Genomic DNA, 18,126 nt, shown 5'->3' with positions numbered 1-18,126 from the left:
GCATGTAAAGCAAGACAACTCGCCCTTTGGGAGCGTGCCACAGTGTCGATTTCATCGTCAAACAACTTGATAAGAGTCGACTATTACGCTGCGTTATTTTCCTTGAACTCAACACGGTGGCATCGCTCTGAATCCTGCATTTTGAAGTCACTTGGGTATATACTCGTTAATGCTGAGGTTAGCGATTAAGGAAAGTCATATGCAAAAAATAGCTGAGGTTGTGTCAACATTAACTGGCACTGTCTCCCCACTCGCATTTGGCGAGAAAAGCGCCATAGATAAAACTATTCAAACTCAACGACAAAAAGTTGTTTCTCTCGGAATGATTAATGATGAGCAGGCTGACAAGCGTTTCCATGGAGGAAAAGAAAAAGCATTGCACATCTACCCGATAGAACACTATTCTGATTGGTTCAATCGTATCGGCTCAAACCCAGTACTGAATAATATTGGTGCATTCGGTGAAAATATCAGTTCTAAAGGAATTACTGAACATGATGTGTGTATAAAAGATAAGATCCGAATAGGAACGACTCTACTCGAAGTATCACAAGGCAGAATGCCATGCTGGAAACTTAATGTAAGGTTTAACCAAAACAACATGGCACAAATGCTTCAAGACACATTGAAGACAGGCTGGTATTTTAGAGTCCTTGAAGGTGGTGATATTGGCCAAGGCGATGATATCATTCTTTGTGAAAGACCCCATCCAAACTGGTCGATCGCAAGAATCATGGCTGCGGTGTTTAGTGGTTGCCTCGACCCTGCTCTGCTGAGACAACTACAAGGACTGCCTCTAGTAGAGTCATGGTCAAAACTGGTAGACAACCGTCTTACAACCCAGCAGTTAGAGGATTGGTCGCCAAGGTTATTCGGACCGACTGGCAAACCCTAATCATCGATATACCCAAATAGCCTCAAGGCGCTGGCTTAAACGAGAATGGATTGCGTTGCGGGCATCGCTCTGAACCCTGCAGTATGGAGCCACTTAGGTACAAAGACTTGTTATTTAATGGTAAGCGCTGTTAATTTTATAGCGAGTCTGTTCAGTCAGATCACTAGAATATAAAACCAAAGCGCTTACCACTATGTCACGAATTTAAACTCAATGTTTAATCGAGCGTATTAAAGATTACTTCAGCACTTACCACCCCACCGGAGATGGAAAGACTATTAAACGGAACCATATCGTCAGGAGAAGATGGCTTCTTGACCAATAGTTCTGGATAAACCGTTGCTTGGTTCATGAGCATAGCTTTCAATTCAACAGCGGATAAGTCTGGGTAACGCGACCATACCAGTGCAGCAACACCAGACACTACTGGAGCAGCCATGCTAGTACCACTGAATGCCGCATAGTTATTATCTGGTGTAGTAGACAATACCCGATAACCCGGAGCAAAGACATCTACCGTTTCTTGACCAAAGTTGCTGAAGCTCGCGACTAATGTCTCATCAGCGTATTTAGCTGATGCACCAACGTCCATCCATGTAGGAATGGGTTCAGAGGCGTAATGAGCGGCGAAACGATTTGGATAGCTTGGCTTAATATCGTTGTCATTGCGGCTGTTACCTGCTGAATGAACAATTAGCACACCTTTCCGAGCAGCGTAGCGAAATGCATGGTCAACAATGTATTTACGTGGGGAGTAACTTTTGCCAAAACTCATATTAATAATTTTAGCCCCATTATCAACAGCATAACGAACTGCATTTGCGATATCTTTATCCCGCTCATCTCCATTAGGTACTACTCGAACAGCCATAATCTCTGCATAATCGGCAATACCATCAATACCAATACCATTGCGCCTTTCAGCAGCGATAATTCCCGCAACGTGGGTACCATGCCTACCGACAGGTCCTTTAACATCATTATTGCCATATCCCTTTTCCCAAGGGTTAGTCATATCGTCCATGACGATATCTTTGCGTGGATCAAAATCTAGGTTGTAATGGTAGTTGAGAGAATCTTGATAACGACTCAAACGAGATTCAAGATAATCAAATGAACGCCATTTCTCGAAAACATCGAGAAGCCCTTGCGCAGCAATGACAACACTGGGCTCAGAATGGGATAAAAGTGTTTCAAGACCTACTTTTGAGAAATCTTTATGATCGACCAGATCTAAAATCGCTATCTTATACTGGTTCGCCATTTCAATTGCTTCATTCACCTGATCTAAAGCATTTGTGTAATAATTAAAGGATTCTAAGTAAGCCTTTTTGACTCCTTCGTAATAGTCTCTTTTCTCGTTAGGGATCCATTGCCCTTCTGACTCTAACGCTAAATATTTTTTGTATTCTCTGGTCACTTCTAAAGTATCGTGGTCCATATTAACACCCAAGGAGTTTCCTAAGAAATTCCAACCATGAACATCATCAATGTAACCGTTACCATCATCATCAATACCGTTATCCGGTATTTCCCCAGCATTAGTCCAAAGCTTGTTTTTCAGGTCTTCATGAGCAATGTCCACACCAGAATCGAGCACAGCAACAATAATAGGTTGAGGCTTTAATGGCGGCATCAAGTGATCGTAAACATAGTCGACGCCAGATCCTTGGAGGTTTGAGTAATTTGCCGAAGCATTAAACCAATCACCACGCTCATCTGATGGATTATTTAACATACGGCTTAGCGAAAAAAACGCTGGACGAACTGGCTTGGGTGAATGATCTTCAACAATTGTTCCTTTAACATCCGTGATGAACGGAGAATTTACAGGTTCAATTTCGACGTTGGCAAATACTGAAAAGCTTACACTTGCAGCAATTGAAGCGGCAAGAGCTGAGAGTTTATATCCATTATTCATTCTGTAACATCCTTTTTATCTTGTGCTCAAAAAGCGAATTGAAGATAAAATGAGCAGAATTGAATATCATTCTCAGCAGTAATAATTGAGTTTAAGATCTCACTATATATTATGTTTTATCAAAAAATTTTGATTTATGTCTTATTGACAAAAATATCTAAATATCATTGGGTTACAGTAGTAAATTAAAAATTTACAGTGTAATTTTAGCCTATATTTCTTGTGATTCAGACCTGAAAGCAAAGTGGTCAGCCTCATGACTGACCACTCTAAAAGCCGTTTAAAAACTATAGCGTACACCAAACTGATACGCAGTTTCTTTTAAGCCATTGTTGGCTCTATCTGAGGTATAGTTACGGTGCACTAGGTTACCCTCTAAGCTAACGTGCTCATTCAACCCAACAATATTCCCCAGACGGTATTCATACATATTATCGTCATAATTTGCCATACGAACTGCAGGTTCGATAGTCCACAGACTCATTACTTGATAGCGAGCACCAACTTCTCCGGTAAATCCTGTCTCTCTATAATTTATATTACCATTTGAAATCAAATTAAGCTCAACTTCAGCACTCGATCCACCAAGTAAGCCATAGACGGTAAACGCATCATTTACTGGGTAAAAATAACCCAAGCCAAGCAATCCTGTTGAGATAGTCAAGTCATTCTTTGAAACTGCATCTCCGCGTGTCTCTAAAAAGAAATTATCAGTAAAATTCCAGCTTCCACGCAAATATGCGCCTGTCATTGTGTCAGACGGTGAATGATCGGCACTATTCACTTCTGTGGGCAGCTTGTGATTATACTTCGACACTTGCAGTCCACCAGAAAGATAGGAGAAATTTTGTGTTGAACTCTTACTTGATGCAGCACTAGCATTAAAAGCCGTTGCGATTAAAACGGGTGTCGTGATTAGGAGTAGTTTTTTCATATTCATTCTCTTAAGCTTCTGCTTTTTATATATTTATGTATGACATTACTAAATTTTGAACAGTGTTCAAAAAAAACATTGCGCGCATAGTAACACATAAAAAACAGTGTGCAATTGTTTTTTATCATTATATAAAGCAACTAACCTGAAACCCTCCGTTAATGCCCCACATGGGGATACATAGAGCTTGCCACCCTTACAAGAAATTGTTTGGCGGTTAGGCAGAGCAAAAATAGACAGTTCTAGAAGGCGATATAGAACAAGATATAAAGCTTGGGTCGGTAATCTATAAGTTACACGATGAGCCCCTAATGAGCTCAAAGAATCCAATTTATAAGCGGTTGATCTTATTGCTGCTTAGCTAGCCAAGCACAACTTGATCAAATAAATACCTTTCAGCTTCAGCTTGTTCTATTTCCATCGGAAAGAAAGAAACAGATGTACCTGGTGCTCTTTGTGCCAATCGACTAGCGCCCAATGCACTCAAACACCCAAGCTTAGGATAACCACCAATAGTCTGACGATCTTTCATTAATATGATTGGCTGTCCATCTTGTGGAACCTGAATAGACCCATAAGCGATACCTTCTGAGATGATTCCATTCAAAGCGCCACTAATGGGAGTACCCGTGAGGCGATACCCCATTCTATCGATATTTTGTGAAACCTCATACTGAGTAGAAAAAAAAGTATCTAATGCAGTTTTAGAAAAAGAGTCTTGCTGATACCCGAGCATGACTCCCAAAGAGAGGGGCGCTCCGTAATCAGGTATTGCCCATTTTGGTACCCGTTTTAAATGATTCTCTGAAGATGGGGAAAAGGGAATAAGGTCTCCTTCTTTAAGAGGCTCCCCATTTGCCAGGCCACCAATATGCTCACGAACAATAGTCGCGATACTGCCCAAAGAATCTTTAACATTAAACCCGCCTAACACCGCCAAGTAGGCCCTTAAGCCTTGAACAGGAGAATCAAAAGATAATATATCTCCTTTGCTGATATTATATGTTGTCCAAGGGCTAATGTATTGATCGTTTAACTTGGCTTTTAAGTCGGCTCCTGTGAGCGCGATTATCGTCGGCTCATGTGCCTTAAGAATGAGCTTTCCCCAAGTAATCTCAATTTGAGCCATGTTCATTTCATTCTCTAACAACCAGTTTGCCCAACAAAATGCATGCTCATCCATGGGGCCCCCCGTTGTCAAACCAATGTGCTGATAACCATATCGTCCCCAATCTTGTAGAGTACTGAGTATACCAGGCTTAATAACTTCAAAACTCATCCCAGTATGCCTCCAAGTTCTAAATATTGTTGTTTTGATATTGAATTGAAGCGCACCTTGTCACCTACCGAAACTTTGGTTAAGCTCTCGCTTTGAAAATCCATCATCTTTATTGGTGTACGACCAATAATTTGCCAACCTCCGGGAGTTGAACTGGGGTAAACGGCGGTTTGATCATCTGCGATCCCGACACTTCCCATGGGAACACTCAGTCGTGGAGTCGGTTTTCTCGATATCTTAATCTTGTCATCAACAGAACCTAAGTAAGCAAAACCGGGACTAAAACCTATCGCGTAAACGTTGTACGCCTTTTGGCAATGAAGCTCAATAACTTGCTCGACACTCAAACCCTTGCTTTTACATATATATGCCATATCCAATGCAACTTCATCACCATAATAAGTCGGAATATCAATGACTCGATTGGAGTGATTAATTCCGGAGTGTTGGGACAAAAGAGTTAAACAATCAGTCAACCGCGTAATGCAAGCCCGTTGCTTCACTTTTCTAAAATCGTAAATGACCAAGATCGAAGTATAAGACGGGATAATATCGACTAAAATATCAGCTAAAGATTCTTTTATCAGCGGTATTGCGCATCTAATCGTATCCGCATTCTCATCATTGATGCTTTCTCCAAAATAGATGATACAACTGGTTTCGTTTACAGGTTCAATTTTCATTCTGCAAACCTTTACATTGCATCGCAGCTTTAGCAATGCTGAGCGCATGATCTCCATCACCATGAATACAAATTGTATCTGCATCAATCTTGAGAGTTTTACCACTAATACTGGTAACGGATGACTCCATAATGATCTGTGTCACCTGATCAGTAACTAACTCTAAGCTATTATGAACAGCCCCTTGAACGCTCCTAGGAACCAAGAACCCCTCATCATCGTAGGAACGGTCAGAAAATGCTTCGAACCATACATTGATTCCTGTCTGTTCGGCAAATTCTCGAACGACATCATTTCTGGGGGTTGCCATGACAACAAGTGGATACTGAGGTGAAAGAGTCGCCACTGCTCGCATAATGGTTTTCAACATGGCCTCGTCTTTCATCATTTGGTTATACATAGCACCGTGAGGTTTTATGTAACTGACTGTTGTTTGATATTTACGACAAAACGACTCCAAAGCACCTACCTGATAAATCAGCATTGCCTCTAAATCCTGTGCAGAAACATTCATCTCTCTACGCCCAAAGCCAATAAGGTCTGGATATCCCGGATGAGCACCAATTTTTACCTGATTATCCACGGCACATCGCACTGTCTCATCCATAGTGCTAGGGTCAGAGGCATGAAATCCACATGCAATATTCGCCATATCAATATAAGGCATAACTTCAGCATCATTTCCCTTGACCCAGCTCCCGAAAGATTCACCCATATCACAATTTATCTTCATAGTATTACCTCAGAGAATATTCCTAGCGCTGAACCATAGTGGTTGGTAAATACGTGACTATCTGGGGGAAAAGAGTTATCAGCACCAGCCCCAGTACGATTAGAAAAAAGAAAGGCAGTGATGCACGAGCAACATACAAAATACTCTTTCCTGTAAGGGATTGAATTACAAACAAGTTAAAGCCGACTGGTGGGGTAATTTGGGACATCTCGACCACAAGTACAATAAAAATACCAAACCAAAGTAGATCGATACCCGCTTGCTGAACCATAGGCAGAACAACAGCAACGGTTAGTACAACAACAGAAATACCATCTAAAAAACAGCCTAAAACAACGAAAAGAAGAGTCAAATAAAACAACAACTCGAAAGGCGACAATGTCAGCGCCGCAATCCACTCAGCAAGTGCTTTTGGTATCCCCAAAAATCCCATCGCCAAAGTCAAAAAGTGGGCACCAACTAATATCAAACCTATCATACAAGCACTTTTAACAGCACCCAATAAACTGGCAAAAAAGTTATCAACAGAGAGTGTCCCCGTCATCTTTGCCAGTACAATAGCACCAAACACTCCAAGCGCAGCTGCTTCTGTCGGGGTGGTTAACCCCCCATATATTGACCCAAGTACAAATAAAATAAGGCTAACAATAGGGAGTAATTTCTTGAGCGCCTGAGCTTTATCTCCCCATGAAGATTTTATCGACACTGTCTGTGGCAGCTCGTTTTTGTTCATAAGTGACCAAATGGCGGTATAAGACATAAATAATGCGACCAGCATCAGTCCAGGTAAGGCACCCGCAATGAACAAACGTCCAATCGAAACCTCAGCAGCGACTCCATAGACAATAAGAATAATGGAAGGTGGAATCAACAGACCGAGTGTACCAGAGCCCGCTAGTGTTCCCACGGCCATTTTGTCGCTGTATCCCTGCTTTTTTAACTCAGGTAACGTCATCCGACCTATGGTTGCCGCTGTGGCTGCCGAGGACCCAGAAACAGCAGCAAAAATACCACAACTAAGAATATTCACATGAAATAGCTTTCCCGGTGCATGGTTAAGGAAAGGAGCAAGTCCCTCAAATAGATCTTTTGAAAGGCGAGTTCGAAATAAAAGCTCACCCATCCAAATAAACATTGGAAGAGCGGTTAAAGACCAGCTTGTGCTCCCTCCCCAACTTGATGTAGCAAACAATAGTCCTACTTGCTCATTTCCAGTGATATATAACCCTAAAGCCCCAACGCCAACCAGTGCCAAAGAAACCCACAAGCCTGCGCCAAGCATCAGCAACATGCTAAACGCAAGCACAACGGAAAGTGTGGAAACATCCATTTTAATCTACCTCTCTTTCACGGATTTTATAAATCGGCTCTTTGCCGGATAACGCTAAGATCAAGTTATCGATGATCGCAAGGTTGAGTCCAACCAAACCCAGTGCCACGGGAAGTTGCGGCACCCACAAAGGAATAGGAATATAGCCATGTGTTATTTCCTCAAAGAGGTATGATTCCCACACCATATGGGCACAATAGAACCCCATAAAAGCAGCAATAAATAATGCTACAAATAACAGAAAAACTTCATGAAAGAGTTGAACACTTGCTGGTAAACGTTGCAGTAATATATTGACTCTTATATGCCCACCTTCTTTGAAAGAATAAGCTAAACCAAAAAATGTAGATGCAGCGAGCAAGTAACCAGAAAAATCCTCTGCAGAAGGAACGATAAAACCAAATAACCTTCCAATTACCTGCGCAAGAATGATGAGCATAATGAAAACAATGCACACACCAGAGGAATATCCCGACAACAAATACAAACTATTTTTTAATCCACTCATCAACGAAACCTTCCTCTGGATGACATTACTAACTGATATTAAACACTATTATTGATATTTAGCCAAAACCGCTTTCACTTCTTTTGGTGCCTCTTGCTGCCATTCTTCTGTCATAACTTGCCCCACCTTCTTGAGCTCAGACAAAAGCTGTGAGGAGGGTTTAGCTACTTTGATTCCATTGCTAGCGAGAATCCCGGTATCTCTTGCTTCACGCTCAACAACTTGATTCCACGCTGATTGTTCCGCTTTTTGTGCAGCATCCAATACAGCTTGACGTGATTCAGGACTCAAACGTTTAAACGTTCTCTTATTGATAAGCACAAAGTTTTTTGGAATCCAAGCTTTGACCTCAGTAAAGTGGCTAAGATAATCCCAAGCTTGACCATTGGCTCCCGTTGACGGTGATGTAATCATTGCATCAATGATGCCAGTACTAAACGCTTGAGGAATATCAGGAAGCTGTACAGTCGTTGGGGTAGTATTCATTAAATCTGCAAGACGTGATGTTGATGGGCTATAAGCTCTCATCTTGCTTCCCTTTAAATCATCTAATGAGTTGACCTCGTGTTTGGTATAAAGACTTTGAGCTGGCCATGGCACTGTATACAAAAGAATCATGCCCTCTTTATTCAATTGAGCTTCTACTTCTTGCTTAGCCGCCTGCCACAACTTTTTAGCTTGAGCGTAGTCCGTCGCTAAAAATGGAATATTGTCGTGTTTAAAAATTGGATGAGTGTTACCCATAATTCCGATAAACACTTCACCAAGCTGAACTTGCCCAGTCCTGACGGCTCTGGGAATTTCCGGGTGCTTCATCAAGGAGGCACCAGAGTGGACTACAATGTCAATTTCTCCACTCGTCGCTGCGCTAATATCCTTGGCAAACTGATAAGCGATCTGTGTGGGAAGGTGGCTGTCACCGTAAGGGGTGGGCATATGCCATTTGGCGGCTTGCAAACCAAAAGACAAAAGGCCAGTTGATAGTAAAAGTGATATTTTTGATGTCCATTTCATAGATTTTTCTCCATTAAAAGATGATAAGCGCTCAGAACTCCAACATGTCGTCGATAAGCCAATCAGTAAGTAACATTTTTCCTGGAACATGAGTAATAGCAATCGGAGGCTTCGCATTTTCGATCGCGACTTGTGGCGTCACACCACAGGCCCAAAATACTGGCAGCTCGTCAGGATAAATAGTCACTGCATCACCATAGTCCGGTTGAGTAATATTATTGATACCAATCAATGCCGGATCCCCTAGATGGATAGGAGCCCCATGTGCTTTTGGTAACCGAGCAGTAATCTGAATCGCGCGAATAGCGTCGCTGGCAGTAAATGGGCGCATAGAAACAACGGTATTGCCGTAAAAACGATGGCTTTGTTTTGTCTCGATATTGGTTCGATACATAGATACATTCTTCTTCTCTTCGATATTGCGAAGGCCAAGACCCGAGCGTTGTAAAAGTTGTTCAAAAGAGAACGAACATCCCAAGGCAAACGTGACCCAATCCTCCTGCCATAAAGAAGAAATATCGGAAGTTGTATCAGACAGTGAGCCATCACGGTATATATTGTATTCTGGGATATCTGAGCGAATATCAATATTCGCCCCAAGCTGCTCTAACAGGCATGAACCGGGCTTTGAAACAGCAAGTAATGGGCATGATATCGGGTTGTTTTGACAATAGATCAAAAAATCATCTGCCCATTCTTTGGGCAAAATAACCACATTCGCTTGCATTACGCCATTACCCACACCACTGGTGGCCTCACGCCATTCACCAGCGCGGATCTTCATTCTAAGCTCTTGGACTTCAGCCAATGCATCTTTTCTATCGTCTGATGATAAAGTCGAATTGCGGGACATCACAAAACCAATGTTAAAAAGTTGTAATCATGGTTTTATTCTTGTTGCCGCTTTATGTCAAGTTATGGTTATTTACTGTTATTGATAAATTTTATTTATCGCTTTTAAATTCACTTGATACTTTCATCGCAATCTCTGTGGCAATTTTAGCGGTACTATTGAGCGGCCCAGACGAATATGACGCAGTGAAATGAAGCGCAGATGGTAGCCACTCGGTATTTAGTTGTATAAGCCGCCCAGACTGCAAATCTGCCGAAACAACATCACTCGGGAGTGCAGAAACACCAACTCCATCGCACGTCAGTTTTCGACATGCCGATAATGAACTGGATGAAAAAAAACGTACTGGTAGGCCATCAACCTGCATAAAACGATCACTAATTTCCCTAAAAGGTTTAGTATTTCTCGAATAAGTAATGATTGGGTAATGAACTAATTCTTCCAGTGTTAACGTTCGTTCAGGAAGGCCAAGGCTTGGGCTAGCAATCCAAACAAGAGGAAAGTCACACAAGTCCACATTAACAATACCAGGGTCAGAAATAGGCCCCATCAGAAATGTCAGATCAAAAGTCTTATCCAGTAAACCTGTGCGTAAATGACTGGTCACATCGACCGTCATATCCACATCCAAATTAGGCAACTGATCATGTAACTCTTTTAGAAACGTCGGCAGCCATGTGTGAACAATGGTTTCTGAAACCCCAAGTCGTAATGTGCCCGAGAATTGACGACTTATATCGGCTCGCTGTCGCAATTGATCTGCCATAAAAACAACTTTTTCTGCAAAGGGTAAGAGCTCTTTACCATCCGCAGTTAACACAATAGGAGTTGAGTCCCTATCGAATAACATTACACCGAGCTCTTGTTCTAAAGCTGCAATTCGACTCGAAATTGCGGGTTGCGTGGTATATTGTTGTTCCGCTGCTTTTCGAAAGCTTCCCAATGTTGCCACTAAGACAAAAGTCTCAATACGTTTAAAGTTCATTGCCGTCCCAAACACCGATATGCATAACAATTCAAACTAATCGATCATCAGCAGGCAGGCAGGCAAGCGGATAGAGCAAAGAAAAGAGTGTCAAAGGTAATAACGCAAGAGCGAAAAATTACGTTTTTTGCATAATGATAGTAAAATCATAGTCCAAATAATTATCAATCAATACAACCTCTTCACACCAATGATGACATAGTCTGACAACATCTTCCGGAAAATACGATTGAAGTAATCCATCTGGTTTACAATAGTTCCTATCTAACAAATTAAAACCAAAAGTTTTTCTGCTTTTACGGTATCCCAACTCAATCATTGACGCTAAATAATTGGGATCATCACTGCGGTAGTTAAGTGAGCCAGAAGCAATAACAATGTCGTGCATCTCAAGCATCAATTCAGCAAAGTTCCCATGAACAAAGTGGCTGTTTTCTCCCGCTTTTTTCCGTGCTTGCTTGACAAAATTTTTATGAAAGTCAATTCCAGTATACTTACCTATAGATGCCGTTTGCTGAAGATAATGATAAAAGTCGCCATAACCGCAGCCTAAATCTAAAACAGATTTCGAACAAAAATCGATGTTTTGCTCGAATATGGCAAACCGTATTTCTTGACTATTTGTATTTCTCCACCCTTGAATCCTGGCACTATCTTGTGGCCATAATTTTTCTCGTTTAAGGTGATAAAAATAAACATTAAAACGATCAATAAAATTCACAGAATCCCGGTCTAATATAAAATGGATGAATTAAGTGTAACAAGAATAGAGAGAAATAATGCTAGAAATTGAACGCCTAACGCCACATATCGGTGCTTATGTAAGAAATGTTGATCTGGCACGCTGCAGCCAATCCGACTTTGACCAAGTCTACCAAGCATTTTTAAATCACCAAGTTATCTTTGTCGATCAACAAAACTTGTCACCAAGCGAACACCTTCTTCTGGCAGAAAGATTTGGGCAACTTGAGCCTGTCCATCCATTTTTTCCAAATGTAAAATCTCATCCGCAAATCTGTATCATAGAAACAACAAGGGGAAATCAACCATTAGAGAGTATTTGGCATACCGATCTAACCTGGAGGAAAACGCCTTCCAAATGTTCTTTATTACATGCGCAGCATGTTCCCAGTGTTGGTGGAGATACCATCTGGTGCTCTATGACCGCAGTGTTTGATTCTTTAGAACCTGATTTACAGCAACAACTTAGAGATATGTCAGCCATTCACTCTTTAACAGCATTTGAAAATATTGAAGAGCATGACGTTACGCTTGATTGGCAAAAAAAAGTTATCGAAACTTCTCAAAAATACCCCCCTGTCACACACCCGATGGTTCACGTCCATCCAGAGACACAGAAAGAGACACTTTTCATTAATGAGCAATTTACTCGTCAGATAGAAAATATGTCGCCAGATTCCAGCCAAAAGCTCTTAGATCAGCTATTCGCTCACGCTCGTCGTCCTGAATTCCAAGTGAGACTTAAATGGAAAAAAGGAACATTAGCTATTTGGGATAACCGTGTTACACAACATTACGCTGTCATTGACTATAAAGATACACCGAGAAAGTTGCACCGTGTAACAGTCAGTGACTCCACGCCCAATTAACATCACGGCACCAAACTGAAACCCAAAAAGAATTATACCCAAGTAACCTCAAGATGCTAGATTCAGCGAGAATGACTTGCTTTACAGGCAAGGCAACGATTTGAAAATCTAGTCATCTAAATTGAAAATCGGTAACGACGCATGTAAAGCAAGACAACTCGCCCCTTGTGAGCGTGCCACAGCGCCGATTTCATCGTCAAATAACTTGGTAAGAGTCGACTATTTCGCTGCGTTATTTTCCTTGAACTCAACACGGTGGCATCGCTCTGAATACTGCATTTTGAAGTCACTTGGGTATACATTAAGCTTCGTGAAATTAAGAATCCCAAAAAATATGTAAAGACTGAACCAGACGTACACGTCTATGATAGTTTCAGTGGCGAAGAAGTGACCCCCATAAATCGTGTCCATTTCCTCTGCTTATAGATCTAGACAAAAAGGCGGTCCTAGTGCCGCTTCGAATCAAGTGGTAATCCGCCAAGACTAAGCGTTTTCGCAATATTCATGGCCACAAATTCTGTATTGTATTTTGCCAGTTGATAGGCATCTTCTAACGAGCAAGCACTATTAATAACACTGTAAACAGCATCGATACCATACTGATAAACTCTCTCAACATCCACACCCGTACTGCCTGCAATTACAATCACAGGGATACCATGTTTCTTTGCTGCTCTCGCTACGCCAATCGGAGCCTTACCACAAACAGTTTGCGCATCGATACATCCCTCTCCGGTAATAACAAGCGTTGAGTCAGCAAGATTTTTATCAAAGCCGACTGATTCCATAATTACTTCAACACCAGGCAAGAGACGTTGTTTTAGTATTCCTAAAAACGCAGCTCCCATTCCACCAGCAGCCCCTGCCCCCTTAGTATCCAGTATATCAATACCTGTTGTCTGATGAACGATCTGGGCATAATGTGCGAGGTTGTTATCCAAGGACTCAAACATATCTTGTGTTGCCCCCTTCTGAGGACCAAAAAAGTAGGATGCACCCTGAGGGCCACAAAGAGGATTATCGACATCACATATGACTTGAAATCGAGTGTCTTTAAGACGCTCATCGCAACAGGACAAGTCAATACGTGCCAATTTACCTAGTTCACCCCCACCCTGCTTCAGTTCAATACCTTCCAAGTCGAGAAACTTGACACCCAGAGCTTGTAGCATACCCATTCCACCATCGTTCGTTGCACTCCCACCAAGACCAATAATGATATGTCTTATGCCAAGATCTAATGCGGCTTTAATCAGCTCTCCCGTACCATAAGTTGTTGTGAGCCAAGGATTACGGTCACGGCTTTTTATAAGATTCAAACCTGAAGCAGCTGCCATTTCAATCACCGCTGTGGTCTGATTTGATAACACCCCAAAGAAGCTGTCTGTTTCAGAGCCTAGTGGGCCTGTCACACTGTGAAAGATACGACGCCCCCCCACATTAGAGATAAAACTATCAACCGTACCCTCTCCACCGTCCGCAAGTGGTACTTTGATAATGTTAGCATCAGGAAAAACGCGTAAAAAACCTTTCTCAATTGCACTAGCAACCTCTTCTGCGCTTAAACTTTCCTTGTAAGAATCTGGAGCAATCACAATCTTCATTTGTTACTTCCTTTAATTGAGCGAATTCCATCATGTTTTGCGATATTTAGCGGGAAATAGGTGGGTCTTGATTCGACATACAATGTAGATGAAAAAATGAGGATATTGCAAACGTTTCCCTTGTTGTCTGAGAAACGATATTCAAGTCTAGGCTTACAATCGCTGCTAATCAATGGAATGTGAGCGTTTTGTTCCTGTCTTGTCGAGAGTCATGTATTTGACCCAATTATCTATGGTAAGGGGCTCAGCAAAAGCATAGCCCTGTGCGTAGCGACAACCAATTTTGCGAAGCGTAGCGACATGAGATTTGGTTTCGACTCCTTCAGCAATCACAGAAAACTCCAGTATCCGCGCAAGTTTTAGCACGGCTCTGGTGATCTCAAAATCAACTTTTGAGGAACTCACATCCTCGATAAAACTGCGATCCAATTTAATACTGTCGGCAGGTAAATGCTTAAGCACCGACAGAGAAGAATACCCTTTGCCAAAGTCATCAATTGCTATTTTGTAGCCTCTCTCATGAAGCTTAGCGACGTTTTTAACGCAAGTTTCAAAGTCTCTCATCATGTCTCTCTCGCTAATTTCTAACAAGAGCTGCTTTGGATGGCACCCTGTTCTGTCCAAAATCACTTGTAACTGGTCAGCGAGGTCGCTCATGTAAAACATTCGGGCAGAGAAGTTTATCGAAAAAACAAGCCCCGTGATATCTAGTCCGCTTTCACGCCATTTCGAGATCAATTCAACGACTTGAGTGAACACCCACTTATCAATGTCAATGATGAGGTCAGTTTTCTCGGCCACTTCAAGAAATTCAGTGGGCGGTAACAATCCTAATTTGGGGTGATTCCATCGGACCAAGGCTTCTGCACCGACCACACTATCCGTTTCAAGGTCAATTTTAGGCTGGAAATAGACAACAAGCTCTTCATTTTGTATCGCCTGCCTTAAACCGATATTAGTTTCAATCAGATCAGTAACCTCATGGGTCATTTTATCCGCGTAGACTCGATACTGATCTCGCCCGTGACGCTTAGCGTGATACATCGCTGTATCTGCATTACGCACTAATGTTTCCGGATCACGCCCATGCTCTGGGAACTGACAAACACCAATACTCACTGAAACAAAAATTAAATTATCATCGATATAATAAGGTCTTCTTAACGCTTTATTAATTTGAGCTGCCAATACCTCGCCTTCTTTTAGCGAAATATCGGTGACCAATACCAAGAATTCGTCACCTCCCATACGCGCGACAAATCCAGATTTTCCAATGATTTCTTTTAACACTTCCGATATGGTGATCAACAAGTTGTCACCCGCTGCATGGCCTAAAGAGTCGTTTATTGTCTTAAATTCATCGGTATCAAGATAGAGAATTAAGAATGTTGAGTCATTCTCTGTTGCTTGGCGTATCGCCTCTTCCAACTGTTCACTGGCATAGAGACGATTTGAAAGTCCTGTTAGTGGATCATGGTGGGCAAGAAAATCGAAGTTCTTTTTCTCTTCGTTGATCTTTGCATAAGCCTCAGAAAGGCGATTAGCCATATTATTGTATGCACTCTCCAAGTGACTCCACTCGTCATCTCTGCCCAAGTCGATTGGTTTTTTCAAGCTGTTAGATTCCAGCCGATCAAAACCGTTCTTAAGATCATCGAGAGGTTTACGTATATGCATTCTCACAACATAAATGGCGAGTAATACGGAAAACAAAAATGCAGATAAGCTAATAACAACTGCGTTAAAACGAGACTGAGCGATCTCTTTTTCTAATTGCTCCGTTAACATCAAGGTCTGCTGCTGAATCCTTGCTTCTGAAATTTCAACCATATCAAGCAACTCAACTTGTGAGTTCACCAAAAGGTCCATCACAACCCATCTTTGATCAAGGTTGGCTCTAATACGTCTCAAGGCAGAATTGTAAGCTTGTACCGTTTTTTTGATTCGCTTTTTCTGCTCAAAAACATCATCCGAGTTTACGGCTATATTTTCTAAGTGAAGTAAGAATATATCAAACTCTTTACTGACTTCTATAAGCAGAACTTTCTCAGTCTCAGGCGTAATACGGCTGTGAATATCCCCAACCATTTTTCCTGCTGAGAGAAACGCTTCACGCAGCATATTGATTATATCAAGCTCATTATTGTGACTAATAAATTCCTCTTGTCTGAGGTGTTTCAGCTTGCTATCGGCGATAGCTAACTCGAGTAAATCTAACTGTTCAGCCAGTTCTGCATCAATTTCACCTGTTTGCTTTAGTATCCGATTTAAGGCGAGCGAGCTCCCTAAAAAGCGATGGAAGTTTTCTATAAATGTATCGATTTTTTCTGAAAAGTCTTGATTAGTCGATAGGTTTCTTAGCCTTTGCAGCTGAACATCTATGTTAGAAGCTTCCTCTGAAAGCGCAGTTTCGCTGAACAAAAAAGTTTGTTCCAGCAACTTTACTCTAGACGTTAAAGCAAAGACTCTGCGACTGATTTCCGAGTTTACAGTCAACTGAGCGACATGCACTGATGTATCTGTTTTGAGGGTCGATTCAATGTAATAAAGTGAGCGAATAACCAAAATCACTGCAAAACTAACGATAAGCAGTGAGAGTAAATTTGTCGTTACAAGACGCTGGGTAATGCTGACAGATTTAAACTTCATTATGGTTTCCAAATTTTCATATACGCTTTCCGATAACCATTTTTCGGGTCATAAATACCTGTGTGATCATGACTAAGCAAACCCTCAACATTTTCTGGTGTTACGATGTGGACAGGGCCAGAGTACCCACTTGGAGCCTGTGCATTGAAAGCCCTATTTAACTCGTCAACAATTTGCCATCCATGCTGATAAAGGGGTTCTGGAACCGTGGCTAGTTGAAACAGTGCGTTATTTATCCTCTTGTAGGCTGCTTTACTTCCATCTCCCGCTGAAATATTTATCGGTATTGGCTCATTTTTTACCAGTAGGGATTCAAAAGACGGGATGGCAAAATCAATGTATAAGTCATTAATAGCAAGAATATGAGTAACCTGATCTGCATATTGGCGCCAAAGGCGTTTTATAGTCATAGGCATCTCTTGCGCGATTTTATCAAGCGGTAACGATTCAATTCTAAGTACTTCTGAGCCTCGACAATGCTGAATTGCTTCAGCCATCGCATTTGCTTTCTCCACTGCAATTTTATAGTTAGGGTCGGTAAATATGATTACCTTAGCAGACCCCTCTGCGCTTACTACCGCTAGCAGTGCAGCCACTTCAGCCACGGCTAAAGGATCGGTCGTAATATTCGTGTACAGCCCAATTTCAGGGCTTCCACCGGCAAATGCCGTAGCGTGCCAACCAACAATAACAATCCCCAAACGTTCGGCGAGCTTTAGGACTTCTTTGTGCCTATTTGCATCGATGCCACCCAGAACGATCGCATCAGGTTCGAACCCAATTGCTTTTCTTATCGAGGCTCCTTGGCGTACTTCTGAACCTAGTCCATCAATAAACCTTAGCTTCCAGTCTAAGTTAGAAATAGCCTCAGACATTCCTCTCGCGACCCCATAGACTCCGCCATTTCGCAGGTCCGATGCAACAAAGATAATACTTTTTTCAAGAACTGCCTCGGGTCCATCGCTCGGCCCATCCCATTTGTGTGGCGTCTCAATGGCATTGTTTACTTTTTCCTGAGCATAAGGCATACAGCTCTCAGCCAAGCAAGAGCGGCTTGAAAGTATCCCTACAGTAAACGCTAAAGCTACAAATTTGAAGTTCATATTCATAATGACTTACAAAACTATA

At 41.8% G+C, this 18,126-nt stretch carries 17 protein-coding genes and 1 pseudogene; 4 read left to right on the top strand and 14 right to left on the bottom strand.

Features of this window, described 5'->3' with window-relative positions:
• Both RH40_RS20985 and RH40_RS05695 read left to right on the top strand, forming a co-directional pair.
• Positions 1-189 (top strand): hypothetical protein (locus tag RH40_RS20985; protein WP_139056855.1); only part of this gene is annotated, 189 nt, incomplete at its 5' end.
• 10 nt (positions 190-199) lie between these two features.
• Positions 200-895 (top strand): MOSC domain-containing protein, encoded by a 696-nt coding sequence (locus tag RH40_RS05695; RefSeq protein ID WP_009600451.1) that lies wholly within the window; start codon positions 200-202, stop codon positions 893-895.
• Between the two features lie 217 nt (positions 896-1,112).
• On the opposite strand, the gene RH40_RS05690 is transcribed toward RH40_RS05695, so the two are convergent.
• The 11 genes from RH40_RS05690 to RH40_RS05640 form a co-directional block, all read right to left on the bottom strand.
• Positions 1,113-2,816 (bottom strand): S8 family peptidase, encoded by a 1,704-nt coding sequence (locus RH40_RS05690; protein ID WP_009600450.1) that lies wholly within the window; start codon positions 2,814-2,816, stop codon positions 1,113-1,115.
• A 280-nt stretch (positions 2,817-3,096) separates the two neighbouring features.
• Positions 3,097-3,750 carry an outer membrane beta-barrel protein gene (locus RH40_RS05685; RefSeq protein ID WP_009600449.1) on the bottom strand — a complete coding sequence of 218 codons (654 nt, stop codon included), beginning with the start codon at positions 3,748-3,750 and terminating at the stop codon, positions 3,097-3,099.
• Between the two features lie 361 nt (positions 3,751-4,111).
• A complete protein-coding gene (locus RH40_RS05680; protein ID WP_009600448.1) occupies positions 4,112-5,029 on the bottom strand; it encodes a 5-oxoprolinase subunit C family protein in 918 nt (305 codons plus the stop codon).
• On the bottom strand, positions 5,026-5,712 hold the full coding sequence (gene pxpB, locus RH40_RS05675; RefSeq protein WP_009600447.1) for a 5-oxoprolinase subunit PxpB: 687 nt from the start codon (positions 5,710-5,712) through the stop codon (positions 5,026-5,028). The genes RH40_RS05680 and pxpB overlap by 4 nt, the downstream gene beginning before the upstream one ends.
• A complete protein-coding gene (locus tag RH40_RS05670; protein ID WP_009600446.1) occupies positions 5,702-6,445 on the bottom strand; it encodes a 5-oxoprolinase subunit PxpA in 744 nt (247 codons plus the stop codon). The genes pxpB and RH40_RS05670 overlap by 11 nt, the downstream gene beginning before the upstream one ends.
• Positions 6,446-6,467: 22 nt before the next feature.
• A complete protein-coding gene (locus RH40_RS05665; RefSeq protein ID WP_009600445.1) occupies positions 6,468-7,775 on the bottom strand; it encodes a TRAP transporter large permease in 1,308 nt (435 codons plus the stop codon).
• Between the two features lies 1 nt (position 7,776).
• Positions 7,777-8,283, bottom strand: coding sequence for a TRAP transporter small permease (locus RH40_RS05660; RefSeq protein WP_009600444.1), 507 nt, complete (start codon positions 8,281-8,283; stop codon positions 7,777-7,779).
• Between the two features lie 48 nt (positions 8,284-8,331).
• Positions 8,332-9,297: a TRAP transporter substrate-binding protein gene (locus RH40_RS05655; RefSeq protein ID WP_009600443.1), complete on the bottom strand. Its 966-nt coding sequence runs from the start codon at positions 9,295-9,297 to the stop codon at positions 8,332-8,334.
• A gap of 31 nt (positions 9,298-9,328) precedes the next feature.
• Positions 9,329-10,150, bottom strand: coding sequence for a putative hydro-lyase (locus tag RH40_RS05650; protein ID WP_009600442.1), 822 nt, complete (start codon positions 10,148-10,150; stop codon positions 9,329-9,331).
• Positions 10,151-10,241: 91 nt separating this feature from the next.
• Positions 10,242-11,135, bottom strand: a complete 894-nt coding sequence (locus tag RH40_RS05645) for a LysR family transcriptional regulator (RefSeq protein WP_009600441.1) — start codon at positions 11,133-11,135, stop codon at positions 10,242-10,244.
• A 118-nt stretch (positions 11,136-11,253) separates the two neighbouring features.
• Positions 11,254-11,856 carry a class I SAM-dependent methyltransferase gene (locus tag RH40_RS05640; RefSeq protein WP_009600440.1) on the bottom strand — a complete coding sequence of 201 codons (603 nt, stop codon included), beginning with the start codon at positions 11,854-11,856 and terminating at the stop codon, positions 11,254-11,256.
• Between the two features lie 58 nt (positions 11,857-11,914).
• On the opposite strand from RH40_RS05640, the gene RH40_RS05635 reads away from it, so the two are divergent.
• On the top strand, positions 11,915-12,745 hold the full coding sequence (locus tag RH40_RS05635; RefSeq protein ID WP_009600439.1) for a TauD/TfdA dioxygenase family protein: 831 nt from the start codon (positions 11,915-11,917) through the stop codon (positions 12,743-12,745).
• A gap of 297 nt (positions 12,746-13,042) precedes the next feature.
• Positions 13,043-13,171: pseudogene (locus tag RH40_RS21280) on the top strand (ADP-ribosyltransferase); the annotation flags it as partial.
• Between the two features lie 20 nt (positions 13,172-13,191).
• Here RH40_RS21280 and RH40_RS05625 read toward each other — a convergent pair.
• From RH40_RS05625 to RH40_RS05615, 3 genes are all read right to left on the bottom strand, one after another.
• On the bottom strand, positions 13,192-14,349 hold the full coding sequence (locus tag RH40_RS05625) for a glycerate kinase (RefSeq protein WP_009600437.1): 1,158 nt from the start codon (positions 14,347-14,349) through the stop codon (positions 13,192-13,194).
• A 165-nt stretch (positions 14,350-14,514) separates the two neighbouring features.
• Complete coding sequence (locus RH40_RS05620) at positions 14,515-16,998, bottom strand: EAL domain-containing protein (RefSeq protein ID WP_009600436.1); 2,484 nt, start codon at positions 16,996-16,998, stop codon at positions 14,515-14,517.
• Positions 16,998-18,107 carry a substrate-binding domain-containing protein gene (locus RH40_RS05615; protein ID WP_009600435.1) on the bottom strand — a complete coding sequence of 370 codons (1,110 nt, stop codon included), beginning with the start codon at positions 18,105-18,107 and terminating at the stop codon, positions 16,998-17,000. Before RH40_RS05615 ends, RH40_RS05620 begins: the two co-directional genes overlap by 1 nt.
• Between the last annotated feature and the right edge of the window lie 19 nt (positions 18,108-18,126).

Source organism: Vibrio caribbeanicus ATCC BAA-2122 (genome assembly GCF_000165125.1).
Classification (GTDB): Bacteria; Pseudomonadota; Gammaproteobacteria; order Enterobacterales; family Vibrionaceae; genus Vibrio; species Vibrio caribbeanicus.
This window is presented reverse-complemented; position numbering and strand designations above follow the sequence as displayed.

Coding starts and splice junctions, on each gene's coding strand:
- RH40_RS05695 (WP_009600451.1), top strand. CDS start 200: ATGCAAAAAATAGCTGAGGTTGTGTCAACATTAACTGGCACTGTCTCC.
- RH40_RS05690 (WP_009600450.1), bottom strand. CDS start 2,816: ATGAATAATGGATATAAACTCTCAGCTCTTGCCGCTTCAATTGCTGCA.
- RH40_RS05685 (WP_009600449.1), bottom strand. CDS start 3,750: ATGAAAAAACTACTCCTAATCACGACACCCGTTTTAATCGCAACGGCT.
- RH40_RS05680 (WP_009600448.1), bottom strand. CDS start 5,029: ATGAGTTTTGAAGTTATTAAGCCTGGTATACTCAGTACTCTACAAGAT.
- pxpB (WP_009600447.1), bottom strand. CDS start 5,712: ATGAAAATTGAACCTGTAAACGAAACCAGTTGTATCATCTATTTTGGA.
- RH40_RS05670 (WP_009600446.1), bottom strand. CDS start 6,445: ATGAAGATAAATTGTGATATGGGTGAATCTTTCGGGAGCTGGGTCAAG.
- RH40_RS05665 (WP_009600445.1), bottom strand. CDS start 7,775: ATGGATGTTTCCACACTTTCCGTTGTGCTTGCGTTTAGCATGTTGCTG.
- RH40_RS05660 (WP_009600444.1), bottom strand. CDS start 8,283: ATGAGTGGATTAAAAAATAGTTTGTATTTGTTGTCGGGATATTCCTCT.
- RH40_RS05655 (WP_009600443.1), bottom strand. CDS start 9,297: ATGAAATGGACATCAAAAATATCACTTTTACTATCAACTGGCCTTTTG.
- RH40_RS05650 (WP_009600442.1), bottom strand. CDS start 10,150: ATGTCCCGCAATTCGACTTTATCATCAGACGATAGAAAAGATGCATTG.
- RH40_RS05645 (WP_009600441.1), bottom strand. CDS start 11,135: ATGAACTTTAAACGTATTGAGACTTTTGTCTTAGTGGCAACATTGGGA.
- RH40_RS05635 (WP_009600439.1), top strand. CDS start 11,915: ATGCTAGAAATTGAACGCCTAACGCCACATATCGGTGCTTATGTAAGA.
- RH40_RS05625 (WP_009600437.1), bottom strand. CDS start 14,349: ATGAAGATTGTGATTGCTCCAGATTCTTACAAGGAAAGTTTAAGCGCA.
- RH40_RS05620 (WP_009600436.1), bottom strand. CDS start 16,998: ATGAAGTTTAAATCTGTCAGCATTACCCAGCGTCTTGTAACGACAAAT.
- RH40_RS05615 (WP_009600435.1), bottom strand. CDS start 18,107: ATGAATATGAACTTCAAATTTGTAGCTTTAGCGTTTACTGTAGGGATA.